The following is a 13432-nucleotide window of genomic DNA, read 5'->3' on the forward strand; positions in this document are numbered from 1 at the left end:
GCGGAAGAGGCGTGGAGATGACGGCTGAAAGTTCGATGTCGGAGCAGGCCATCCAGGCGTGGCTCGTCGCGCGAATCACCGCGCTGTTGGGCCTGGAGACGCTGGACCCCCAGGAGCGGCTGAGCCGCTACGGGCTGGACTCCGTGAAGGTCGTGGCCTTGATGACGGAGCTGTCCGGCGTGCTGGGCCGCCCCGTGTCGCCCCTGCTGTTCTGGCGGCACCCGTCGATTCACGCGCTGGCGGCGGCGCTGTCGGGCCGCGCGGAGCCGGAGGCCCGGCCGGTGGCGACGACGTCGGCCTCGCGTCCGGTGGATGAGCCCATCGCGGTGGTGGGCCTTGCGTGCCGCATGCCGGGTGCGCCGGACGTGGCCTCGTTCTGGCGACGGCTGTGCGAGGGCTACGACGCCATGCGCGAGGTGCCGGCGGAGCGCTGGGACATCGACGCGTACCACGACACCGAGCTCCAGGCCCCGGGGAAGATGGTGGCGCGCCGGGCGTCCTTCGTGGACGGCGTGCAGGGCTTCGACCCGCTCTTCTTCGGCATCTCCCCGCGCGAGGCGGCGGAGATGGACCCGCAGCAGCGGCTGATGCTGGAGCTGGCGTGGGAGGTGCTGGAGGACGCGGGCGTGCCGGCGACGGGGCTGCGTGACTCGAGCACCGGCGTCTTCGTGGGCGCCATCTGGCACGACTACGCGGTGCTGCACCAGAACGCGTGCGCGGCCGTCACGCCGCACACCGCGACGGGACAGGCGCTCAACATCGTGGCCAACCGCATCTCCTACGCGCTGGGCCTGCGCGGGCCGAGCGTCACGCTGGACACGGCGTGCTCGTCGTCGCTGGTGGCCGCGCACCTGGCCTGTCAGAGCCTGCGTGCGGGGGAGTGCCGGCTGGCGCTGGTGGGCGGCGTCAACCTGCTGCTCGCGCCGGAGACCAGCGTGGCGCTCACCAAGTTCGGTGGGCTGTCGCCGGATGGCGCGAGCAAGGCCTTCGCCGCGGACGCCAACGGCTTCGCGCGCGGCGAGGGCGCGGGCATGGTGGCGCTGATGCCGCTGTCGACGGCGCAGGCGGCCGGTGTTCCCATCTACTGCGTCATCCGCGGTGGCGCGGTGAACAACAACGGCTTCGGCAACGGCCTGACGGCGCCCAGCGCGGCGGCCCAGGAGTCGCTGCTGCGTGACGCGTACGCGCGCGCCGGGGTGACGCCCAGCCGCGTGCACTACGTGGAGACGCACGGCCCCGGCACGGCCCTGGGCGACCCCATCGAGGCGGGGGCCCTGGGCACGGTGCTGGGCGAGGGGCGGGACGCGGAGCGCGCGCTGCTCATCGGCTCGGTGAAGACGAACATCGGTCACCTGGAGGGCGCGGCGGGCATCGCCGGTCTGCTCAAGGTGGTGCTGGCGCTGTCGCACCGCCGCGTGCCGCCCAACCTGCACTTCGACGCGCCCAATCCGCTCATCGACTTCGGGACGCTGCGCCTGAAGGTCCCCGAGCGGCTGTCGCCCTGGCCCGCGGAGGACGAGAAGGCGCTCGCGGGCGTGAGCGCCTTCGGGTGGGGCGGGACGAACTGTCACCTGGTGCTGGAGGAGGCCCCGGGCTCGCGCGCGGAGCTCCTGCCGCTGGCGGCGTCGGATGCGGCGAGCCTGCGCGCCGAGGTCGAGAGGGTGGCGGCCCGCGCGTCTGACGCCGCGTCCCTCGAGACGCTGGCGGAGCTGTGCCAGCCGTGGGCGCGCGACGTGGGCGAGGGCTCGCACCGGGTGGCCTTCATGGCCCGCTCGCGCGCCGAGCTCGTGGAAGAGGCCCGGGCCTTCCTGGCGGGACAGGAGCGCGTCGGGCTGGTGGTGGGCAGGGGGGAGCGGCCTTCGCCGCGCATCGCCTTCGTGTGCACGCCCCAGGGCTCCCAGTGGGACGGCATGGGACGCGAACTGCTGCACCGCGAGCCGGTGTTCCGCGCGAAGGTGGAGGCGCTGGACGCGGCCTTCCGGCCCCTGGCGGGCTGGTCGCTGGTGGAGGCGCTGGTGACGCCGCATCCGCGCGCCGAGGACGCGGACGTGGTGCAGCCGCTGCTCTTCGCGGTGCAGGTGGGGCTCGCGGCCTTGTGGCGCTCGTGGGGCGTGGAGCCGGAGGTGGTGGTGGGCCACAGCCTGGGCGAGGTGGTGGCCGCCTGCATCACCGGCGCGCTCGGCACCGAGGACTCCGTCTGGCTGGTGCACCACTACAGCCGGTTGCAGCAGCGCACCGCGGGCCGCAGCGGCATGGCGCTGGTGGGCCTGCCGGGCGTCGAGGTGGAGGTGCTGCTGACGCCCCTGGAGGGGCGGGTGGTGGTGGCGGGCTTCAACGACCCGTCGACGACGGTGGTGTCCGGTGAGGCGGGGGCGCTCGACGCGCTGCTCGCGGACCTGTCCTCGCACGGCGTGTTCTGCTCGCGCATCCCCGTCAACGTGGCTGCGCACAGCCCGGAGATGGACGCCATCCGCGAGGACCTGGACGCGGCCTTCGCGCGGATGAAGCCCCGGATGAGCGCTCCGCGCTGGGTGTCCACGGTGACGGGAGAGGACCTGGAGGGCGCGTCGCTGGAGGCGTCCTACTGGAGCCGCAACCTCCGTCAGCCGGTGCGCTTCACGCAGGCGGTGGAGAAGCTGGCGGCGGAGGGCATCGACACCTTCGTGGAGCTGAGCGCGCACCCGGTGATGCGTCGCTCGCTCGAGCAGGCGCTGGCCCGGACGGAGCGGAAGGCGCTGACGGTGGCCTCGATGCGGCGCGACGACGCGCGCGGGGGCCTGCTGGATGCGCTGGGCGCGCTGTACGCCTGGGGCGTGTCGGTCTGCTGGCCGGGGACGCCGACGGTGGACGGCGCGGTGCTGCTGCCGTTGTCCGCCCGGACGCCGCGGGCGCTGACGGACCTGGCGCGCTCGCTAGTGCCGCATTGCGACCCCGCGTCGTCGACGTCGCTCGCGGATATCGCCGCGACGCTGGCGCTGCACCGCTCCTCGCTGGACCAGCGACTGGCGCTCGTGGCGAGGGACCTGGCGGGCGCGCGCGAGGGACTGGAGGCCTTCCTGCGGCAGGAGCCGCGTCCGGGGCTCGTGGTGGGACAGGGGCCCGCGTCCTCGCGGACGCCCGTGGTGTTCGTGTTCCCCGGCCAGGGCTCCCAGTGGGTGGGCATGGGGCGTGAGCTGCTCCGGAGCGAGCCCGTCTTCCGCGCGGCGATGGAGGACTGCGACGCGGCGCTGAAGGCCTTCGTGGACTGGTCGCTGCTCGAGGTGCTGGCGTCGAGTGATGCGGGCTGGCTGGAGCGCATCGACGTGGTGCAGCCAGCGCTCTTCTCCATGCAGGTGGGGCTCGCGCGGCTGTGGCGCTCGTGGGGCATCACCCCGGACGCGGTGGTGGGGCACAGCATGGGCGAGGTGGCCGCGGCGCACGTGGCCGGCGCCCTGACGCTGGAGGACGCGGCGCGCATCATCTGCCGCCGCAGCCGGCTGCTCCTTCGCACCAGCGGCCAGGGCGCCATGGCGGTGACGGAGCTGTCGCTCGACGAGGCGCGCGAGGTGCTGCGCGGCGTGGAGGACCGGCTCTCGGTGGCCGCGAGCAACAGCCCTCGCTCCACGGTGCTCTCCGGAGATCCCCAGGCGCTCCAGCAGGTGTTGGAGACGCTGACGCAGCGTCAGGTCTTCTGCCGGCCGGTGAAGGTCAACGTGGCCTCGCACAGCCCGCAGATGGAGCCGCTGCGCGCGGAGTTGTTGGAGCTGCTCGACGGGCTCTCCCCGCGCGCGAGCGAGGTGGCGCTGCACTCGACGGTGCTCGGGCGCGTGGCGGAGGGGACGGAGCTGACGCCCGCGTACTGGGTGCGCAACCTGAGAGAGCCGGTGCTGCTGTCGCAGGTGGTGGAGTCCCTGGTGGCCGCGGGCCACGGGCTGTTCGTCGAGGTGAGCGCGCACCCGGTGCTGCTGCCCTCCATCGAGCAGACGCTCGCGCACCTGGGCAAGCCGGGCACGGTGCTGCCGTCCTTGCGGCGCGAGCAGCCCGAGCGGGTGGTGATGCTGGAGTCGCTCGGCCGCCTCTACACCGAGGGGCGCGAGGTCTCCTGGCGCGCGGTGACACCCGCGGAGGGCCGTCAGGTGTCGCTGCCCACGTACCCGTGGCAGAGAGAGCGGTACTGGTTCCAGCCGGGCGCGGCGGGGGCTTCGAGGAGCGCGGGTCAGGGCCACGCGGTGCTAGGGGTGTCGCGGCGCTCCTCGCTCCGGCCGGGGGCGCGGTTCTGGGATGTGGATGTGGCGGTGGAGAAGCTGCCGTACCTGAAGGACCACCGCGTGCAGGGCACCGTGGTGCTCCCGGCGGCGGCCTATCTGGACTGGGCGCTGGCCGCGGCGCGCGAGGGACTGGGCGAGGGGACGTGGGCCCTGGAGGACGTGCGCATCGACGAGGCGCTGGCGCTGCCCGAGGAGGGCTCGCGGCCGACCCAGCTCGTGCTGACGTCGGAGTCGGCGCAGGGCGCGTCGTTCAAGGTCTCCAGCTTCGTGCCCGTGTCGGGCGAGAGCGCGGAGGTGTGGACGGTGCATGCGTCCGGCACCGTGAGACCGCTGGCCATGGAGGCCACGCCGTCCGCTGTGTCGCTGGACGAGGTGCGACGTCGGTGCACGCAGGTCCGCGAGGGCTCCGCGCACTACGGCGAGATGGAGGAGCGCGGTCTGAGCTACGGCCCGACGTTCCAGGGGCTGCGCGAGGTGTGGCGTCGCGACGGTGAGGCGCTGGGGCGGCTGGAGGTGCCCGAGGCGCTGGGCGCCGTGCGAGGGCTGCACCCGGCGATGCTCGACGCGAGCCTGCAGGTGCTCCTGGAGGCGTTCCCGTCGGGCGGTGGCACCCACGTCCCGGTGCGCGTGCGCCGCTTCGCGGTGAGTCGCGCGGGCACGCCGGTGCGTTGGGCACACGCTCGCCTGTCGGAGCCCGCGGCAGGGGAGACGACTCGGCAGGGAGACGTGTGGCTCCTCGATGCGGAGGGCTTGCCGGTCGCCGAGGTGCGCGGCATGGTGCTGGCGCCCCTGGCGGGACAGCGGGACGCGCGTCTGGTGGCCCAGGACCGGGCGCTGTTCGAGATGGCGTGGCACCGCGTGGACGCGCCCGCGACGTCGCCGTCCGCCGAGGCGCCGTGGCTCGTGCTGATGGATGGCCAGGGGCATGGCGCCGCGCTCGTGAGCCAGCTCGAGGCACGGGGCGGCACGTGCGTGAAGGTCGAGGCGGGGGCGGAGTTCCGCAAGCTCGGCGCCCGGCACTTCGCGGTGGCCCCCGGTTCGCGCGAGCACTTCCAACGACTGCTGACCGAGGCCTTCTCCGAGGGCGAGTCGTGCGGAGGCGTGGTGTACCTGTGGGCGCTCGAGGCCTCCGAGGTGGAGGTGTCCGGAGCCCGCGCGAGCGACGAGGCCGAGCGGCTGTGCGGCGGCGCGCTGCATCTGGTGCAGGAGTTGACCCGCGCGGGGTGGCGGACCGCGCCCCGGCTGTGGCTCGTGACGAAGGGCGCGCAGGCCGTGGGCGGAGAGCCCCGGGTGAACGCGGTGCAGGGCTCGCTGTGGGGCCTGGGCCGCGTGGTGTCGCACGAGCACCCGGAGCTGCGGTGCACCTGTGTCGATGTCGAGGCGCTGTCCTCGGACGCGGCGGCCTCGCTGCTGGCGGAGGAGGTGCTCGCGGGCGCGAAGGACGAGCAGGTCGCGCTGCGCACCCAGGGACGGCACGCGGCGCGACTGGCGCGGCGTCTCCCGGTGGATGCGTCGCGCGAGTCCGCCGAGCCGAGGCTCCCCGTCGAGGGACGTGCCTTCCGCGTGGAGATTCCCACGCCCGGTGTGCTGGACCGGCTGGTGGCGCGGGTGGCCGAGCGACGTCGTCCTGGCCAGGGCGAGGTGGAGGTCCAGGTGGAGGCGGCGGCCCTCAACTTCATCGACGTGATGAAGGCGATGGGCATCTATCCGGGCCTGCCTCCCGGGCCCGTCTCGCTGGGCGGTGAGTGCGCGGGCCGCGTGGTGTCCGTGGGTGAGGGCGTCACGGGGCTCTCTGTCGGACAGCGCGTGGTGGCGGTGGCCGGAGGCAGCCTGGGCTCGCACGTCATCGCGGACGCGCGCTTCGTGCGCCCGTGCCCCGAGGGCATGAGCGCCGAGGACGTGTCCACCGTGCCGCTCGTCTTCATGACGGCGTGGTACGCGCTGGAGCACCTGGGGCGGCTCCAGAAGGGGGAGCGAGTCCTCATCCACTCCGCGGCGGGCGGACTGGGACTCGCGGCGGTGCAGGTGGCCCAGGCCCGGGGCGCTGAAATCTTCGCCACCGCGGGCACGCCCGAGAAGCGCGAGTTCCTGCGCACCCTCGGCATCGCCCATGTCATGGACTCGCGCACGCTGGCCTTCGCCGACGAGGTGAAGCGCCTGACGAACGGCGAGGGCGTGGACGTGGTGCTCAACTCGCTCTCCGGTGACGCGATTCCGCGCGGCCTGGAGCTGCTCGGTCCGGAGGGGCGCTTCCTGGAGGTCGGCAAGCGCGACATCTACGACGGCCGGGCGCTGGAGCTCACGCCGTTCCGCAAGAGCATCTCGTACACGGCCATCGACCTGGCGGGACTCCAGGAGCGCAAGCCCGTGTTGTTCGCGCGGCTGCTCCAGGAGGTGATGGAGCAGGTGGAGTCGGGCGCGCTGCGGCCGCTGCCGTACCAGCGCTTCCCCGTCTCGCGGGTGGCGGACGCCTTCCGCGAGATGGCGCAGGGTCGGCACACCGGCAAGCTCGTCATCGGCATGGAGGACCCCACGCTGAAGGTGGCCCCCGCGCGCTCGGGCTTCCGCGTGCGAGCGGACGGCACGTATCTGGTGACGGGTGGTCTGGGCGGACTGGGCCTCTCCGCGGCGAAGTGGCTGGTGGAGCACGGCGCGCGGAGCCTGCTCCTGATGGGTCGCTCGTCTCCGTCGGAGACCGCGCGCAAGACGCTGACGGAGCTGGAGACGCAGGGCGCGCGAGTCGTCGTGGCCCAGGCCGACGTCGCGGACGCGGAGCAGCTGCGCGACGCGCTGGCCAGGACGCGTGACGGAGCGCTGCCGCCCCTGCGCGGCGTGCTGCACTGCGCGGGCGTGCTGGAGGACGCCACCCTGGCGCGACTGACGCCGTCGCACCTGCGCACGGTGATGGCGCCCAAGGTGCGCGGCGCGTGGAACCTGCACGAGCTGACGCGAGGCGAGGTCCTGGACTTCTTCGTCCTCTATTCGTCCGTGGCGTCGCTGCTGGGCCTGCCGGGCCAGGGCAACTACGCGGCGGCGAACGCGGCGATGGACTCGCTGGCGCATCACCGGCGCGCGGTGGGGCTGCCCGCGACGAGCGTCAACTGGGGTCCGTTCTCCGATGTGGGCCTGGCCGCCGCGCAGTCCAACCGCGGCGAGCGCCTGGCGTACCAGGGCATGGCGAGCTTCATCGCACGTGAAGGAGAGGAGCTGCTCCAGCGGCTGCTCGACGAGGGCGCCACGCAGGCCGCCGCGGTACGCCTGGACGTGCGCCAGTGGCTGGAGTTCTTCCCGTCCGTGGCGCCGCTGCGCGTCTGGTCCGATCTGAGCGCGGAGGGACGCGGTGAGGTGGCCCGTCCCGGCTCGGACTTCCTGGGCACGCTGAAGCAGGCGGAGCCGGGCGCGCGCCTGGAGCTGTTGGAATCACACCTGCGCGAGCGGATTGCCCAGGTTCTGCGACTGGAGCCCTCGCGCGTGGGCCGGGCGGACCCGTTCCGGGCGCTGGGCCTGGACTCGCTGATGAGCCTGGAGCTTCGCAACCGTGTCGAGGCGTCCCTGGGGCTCAAGCTCTCCGCGACGCTCCTGTGGACGCACTCCACGCTCGGCGCGCTGAGCGTCCACCTGCTCGAAAGACTCGAGCTCGCGCCGGTGTGCGAGCCCTCAACCCCTTCGCCGTCGAAGGCGAACCAGGAGCGTCCATCCGACGAGTCCGCCGCGGAGCTCGCGGCCCTCTCGGATGAGCACCTGCTGGACCTCTTCGACGATGCGCTGACCGCGCTGGAGAACGAATCGTGAGTGACGCGACCAAGGAGAACGAACTGAAGCAGCGCATGGCTCGCGCCGTGCTCGCGATGCAGAAGGTGCAGGCGAAGCTCGACACGCTCGAGAAGGCGCGCACCGAGCCCATCGCCATCGTCGGCATGGGGTGCCGCTTCCCGGGGGGCGCGGACTCGCCCGAGGCCTACTGGAAGCTGCTCGACGAGGGCCGGGACGCCGTGCGCCGTGAGCCGGCGTCGCGCCGCACGGGCGCCGACACGGGCACGCCGCGCTGGGGCGGGTACCTGGACGAGGTGGACGGCTTCGACGCGGACTTCTTCGGCATCTCCCCGCGCGAGGCGGCGAGCCTGGACCCGCAGCAGCGGCTCCTGCTGGAGGTGAGCTGGGAGGCGCTGGAGGACGCGGGGCAGAACCCGGAGAAGCTCCTGGGCTCGTCCACGGGCGTCTTCGTGGGCATCACCGGCAACGACTACGAGCGCGTGCTGCCCATGGGCGCGGACCAGCTCGACGCGTACTACATCACGGGCAACGGGCACTGCTTCCCGCCCGGTCGCATCTCCTACGTGCTGGGCCTCCAGGGGCCGAGCCTCGCGGTGGACACCGCGTGCTCGTCGTCGCTCGTCGCGGTGCATCTGGCCTGTCAGAGCCTGCGGCTGGGCGAGTGCAACCTGGCGCTCGCGGGCGGCGTCAACCTCATCCTGGACTCGCTCAGCACGGAGATGATTGCCCGCACGCAGTCGCTGTCTCCGAACGGGCGGTGCAGCACCTTCGATGCGTGGGCCAACGGCTTCGTGCGCGGTGAGGGCTGCGGCGTCATCGTGCTCAAGCGCCTGTCGGACGCGCAGGCGGACGGGGACACCATCCTCGCCGTGGTGCGGGGCTCGGCCATCAACCAGGATGGCCGCTCGACGGGGCTGACGGCGCCGAACGTGCTCGCGCAGCAGGCGCTCCTGCGCCAGGCGCTGGCGAACGCGCGCGTGGAGCCCTCGGCCATCGGCTACATCGAGGCGCACGGCACGGGCACGTCGCTGGGTGACCCCATCGAGGTGGAGGCCCTGGCCGACGTGGTGGGCGCGCCGAGGGCGGATGGGAGCCAGTGCGCGCTGGCGTCCGTGAAGACGAACATGGGCCACCTGGAGTCCGCGGCGGGCATCGCGGGCCTGATGAAGGTGGTGCTGTCGATGCGCAACGAGCGCATCCCCAAGCACCTGAACTTCACCCGGCTCAACCCGCGCATCCGCATGGACGGCACGGCCTTCGTCATCCCGGCGGAGAGCGCGCTGCCGTGGGCCCGCTCGCAGAAGCCGAGGCTCGCGGGCGTCAGCTCGTTCGGCATGAGCGGGACCAACGCGCACGTCGTGCTGGAGGAGGCTCCCGTGCGCGCGGTGCCTTCGGCGGCGCCGAGCCGGCCCCCCTCGAACCTGCTGCTCCTGACGGCGAAGTCGGAGGACGCGCTCGCCGAGCAGGTCCGTCAGTACGCGAGCCACCTGTCCGCGCACCCGGAGCTGGACGCGGCGGACGTGTGCTTCACCGCGAACACCACGCGAGCACGCTTTGCTCACCGTCTGGCGGTGGTGGGCGGCTCGACGCAGGCGCTGGCGGAGGCGCTGCAGGGCTTCGCGAAGGGGGACGTCTCGGACGCCGTGGCCTCGGCGGAGGCCGCGTCCCAGGCCCCGCGGGTGGCCTTCCTGTTCACGGGGCAGGGCAGCCAGTACGTGGGCATGGGCCGCGAGCTGTACGCGACGTCGCCCGTGTTCCGTGAGGCGCTGGACCGGTGCGCCGCGCTGCTGAAGCCCCGCATGGAGCTGCTGTCGGTGCTCTTCCCGGCGGAGGGCGCGACGTCGCCCATCGACCAGACGGAGTACAGCCAGCCGGCGCTGTTCGCGCTGGAGTACGCGCTGGCGCAGGTGTGGAAGAGCTGGGGCGTGGTGCCGCACGCGGTGATGGGCCACAGCGTGGGCGAGTTCGCCGCCGCCGTCGTCGCGGGCCACCTGTCCCTGGAGGATGGCCTCGCGCTCATCGCGGAGCGCGGCCGGCTGATGCAGGCGCTGCCCTCGGGAGGCGCGATGCTCAGCGTCTTCGCCACCGAGGCCCAGGTGCAGCCGCTGCTGGAGCCGCACCGGGGCCAGGTGTCGCTGGCCTGCCTGAACGCTCCTGGCCAGGTGGTGTTGTCCGGCGCGGGAGAGGTGATTGCGCGGCTGGACCAGGAGCTCCAGGCGAAGGGCGTGCGCACCAAGGCGCTCGTCGTCTCGCACGCGTTCCACTCGCCGCTGATGGACCCGATGCTGGAGGCGCTGGAGTCCCAGGCGGCTCGCGTCAAGGTGCTGCCGGGGACGATTCCCCTCGTGTCGAACGTGACGGGCCGGCCCGTGGGCGCTGGCGAGCTGGGGGCGCCGGGGTACTGGCGTCGTCATGCGCGTGAGGCCGTGCGCTTCCAGGAGGGCATGGAGTCGCTGCGCGAGCTGGGCATCGACGTGTTCGTCGAGGTGGGGCCCACGGCCACGCTGCTGGGCCTGGGACGCGCGTGTCTGGGAGAGCAGCCGGCGTGGATTGCCTCGCTGCGCAAGGGGCGTCCCGACGCGGAGCAGCTGCTCGGCGCGCTGGGACGGCTGTTCCTCCGGGGCCAGGATGTGAACTGGCGCGCGGTGGACGCGGAGCCCTCGCGACAGAAGGTGGCCCTGCCCACCTACCCGTGGCGTCGTCAGCGTCACTGGCCGTCGGAGGCGCCTCGCCTCGCGACGGGGCGCTCCGAAAGCGCCACGGTGCACGGCGCGGTGACGGAGCTGGACGCGGGCTCGCTCTTCCAGGTGCGTTGGGAGGAGTCGACGGCGAGCGGGCAGGGCGTCCCGGGTGCCTGGATGCTGCTGTGCGACCAGGGCGGCGTGGGTGAGGCGCTGGCCGCGCGCTTCGAGCAGCAGGGCGTTCCGCACGTGAAGGTCTACGCGGGGGCCGCCTCCGCTCCGGGGGCCCTGGCCGTGGACCCCGCGGACGGCGTGGCGCTGGCGAAGCTGTGGAAGGATGCCTTCCCGGCGAACCTGCCGCGCGCGGGCGTGGTGCACCTGTGGGGCCTGGATGCGTCGGGCGTGGAGTCGCCGGGCGCGCTGAGGACCAGCACCCGGGAGCGCTGCATCAGCGTGGTCTCCGCGCTGCGGGCGCTCGAGTCCTCGTCGGAGCTGACCGGCCGACTGTGGGTGGTGACGCGCGGGGCCTGCGCGGTGGAGTCCTCGGAGGTCGACCCGTCGCAGGCGCTCTTGTGGGGGCTGGGCCGCGTGGCGGCGCTGGAGCATCCGGAGCGCTGGGGCGGGCTGGTGGACGTGGAGAAGGCGGAGGGCGAGCCGCTGGCGGACGTCCTCATGCGCGGTGCGGGTGAGGGCGAGGAGCAGGTCGCGCTCCGGAACGGGCGTCGGTTCGTCCCCCGGCTGGAGTCGAAGCCGCTCCCCGCGGCGAAGGCCACGACGCTGGCCTCGGCGGCGACGTACCTCGTCACGGGCGGCCAGGGAGAGCTCGGGCTGCAGGTGGCGCGCTGGATGGTGAAGCAGGGTGCGCGGCACCTGGTGCTCACGGCGCGCAGCGCCTTCCCCGAGCGCTCCGAGTGGGAGGCCCTGGAGGCTCGTGGTGGTGACGTGGCCGTGCGCATCGCGGCGGTGAGGGAGATGGAGGCCGCGGGAGCGACGGTGGTGCTCGCGCGCGCGGACGTCTCCCGTCGTGAGCAGATGGTGGCGCTGCTGGAGAACGTGCGCGCGACGATGCCCGCGCTCAAGGGCGTGGTCCACGCGGCGGGTGTCTCCACGCACGCGCGGCTGCGGGAGCTGGATGCCTCCGCGCTGGATGCCGTGCTGGCGCCGAAGGTCGAGGGCGCGTGGCACCTGCATGCGCTGACGCAAGGGGACTCGCTGGACTTCTTCGTCCTCTTCTCGTCCATCTCGGCGGTCTGGGGCTCGGTGGGCTCCGGACACTACGCGGCGGGCAATGCGTTCCTGGATGCGCTCGCGCAGCACCGGCGCGCACAGGGGCTTGTCGCGACGAGCATCAACTGGGGCCCGTGGGCGGGCCGGGGCATGGCCTCGCCGGATGCGCAGCGGTGGCTCGTGAACATGGGCGTGGACTCCCTGGAGACCCAGGAGGGGGTCGCGTGGTTCGAGCGACTGCTCGGCGCGGACGTCACGCAGGCCACGGTGGCGCGCGTGCGGTGGGAGCGCTTCAAGCCCATCTATGAAGCCCGTGGTCCTCGGCCGTTCCTGGCGGCGCTGGGGACGAAGGCCGTGGAGACCGCCGCCGCGCCGATGGCGCGCACCGCGCCCATGCTGGGGCGGGACGAGTTGGAGGCGGCGGTGCGTCAGCAGGTGGCGGGGGTGCTCGGGCTGGACCCGAAGCGGCCGATTCCCGCGGGACGCGGCTTCGCGGACCTGGGGATGGACTCGCTGATGGCGGTGGAGCTGAAGGAGCGGCTCCAGCGCGTGGTGGGGCAGTCGTTGCCGGCGACGCTGGCCTTCAATCATCCCAATGTGCAGGCGCTCACCGAGCACCTGCTGAGCCTCGTGGAGGAGAAGAAGCCTCGCGCGGAGGCCCCCAAGGCCGTCGCTCGCACGGACGAGCCCATCGCCATCATCGGCATGGCTTGCCGCTTCCCGGGGGACGCGAACACGCCCGAGGCGTACTGGCGCCTGTTGCGCGACGGCGTGGATGCCACCTCGGAGGTGCCGGCGGACCGCTGGGATGTGGATGCGCTGTTCGACTCGGACCCGGAGGCGCCGGGAAAGATGTACATGCGCAAGGGCGGCTTCCTGCGCGACGTGGCGGGCTTCGAGCCGCAGTTCTTCGGCATCTCCCCGCGCGAGGCCGAGAGCATGGACCCGCAGCAGCGGCTGTTGCTGGAGGTCGGCTGGGAGGCGTTGGAGCGCTCGGGAATCAACGCGGACTCGCTGCGAGAGACGAACACGGGCGTCTTCGTGGGCGTCACCGCGTCGGACTACTCGCGCGTCATCCTCAACCAGGATGCGGCGGCGGTGGATGCGTACTTCGCCTCGGGCACCTCGCTGAACGTGGTCGCCGGTCGCCTGTCGTTCGCGCTCGGGCTGCACGGTCCGAGCATGGCGGTGGACACGGCGTGCTCGTCGTCACTGGTGGCGCTGCACCTGGCCTGCCAGAGCCTGCGCAACGGTGAGTCCACGCTCGCGCTGTCGGGCGGCGTGAATCTCATCCTCACGCCCGAGGCCACGCTGTCCATCTGCAAGGCGCACATGCTCTCGCCGGAGGGTCGGTGCAAGACGTTCGACGCCTCGGCCGACGGGTTCGCGCGCGGCGAGGGTTGCGGCGTGCTGGTGCTGAAGCGGTTGTCGGACGCGGTGGCGGACGGGAACGAAGTGCTGGCGGTGATTCGCGGGACGGCGGTGAACCACGACGGTCCGAGC

Annotated in this window: 2 protein-coding genes; both read left to right on the forward strand. The window is 73.1% G+C overall.

Annotated features, from left to right (window positions below):
• Positions 1–17 precede the first annotated feature (17 nt).
• Complete coding sequence (locus K8625_RS29905) at positions 18–8039, forward strand: type I polyketide synthase (RefSeq protein WP_223784633.1); 8022 nt, start codon at positions 18–20, stop codon at positions 8037–8039.
• A partial coding sequence (locus tag K8625_RS29910) for a type I polyketide synthase (protein ID WP_223784634.1) occupies positions 8036–13432 on the forward strand: 5397 nt, incomplete at its 3' end. The genes K8625_RS29905 and K8625_RS29910, both read left to right, overlap by 4 nt.

It is taken from the genome of Myxococcus sp. AS-1-15 (assembly GCF_020037055.1).
In the GTDB taxonomy this organism is placed as follows: Bacteria; Myxococcota; Myxococcia; order Myxococcales; family Myxococcaceae; genus Myxococcus; species Myxococcus fulvus.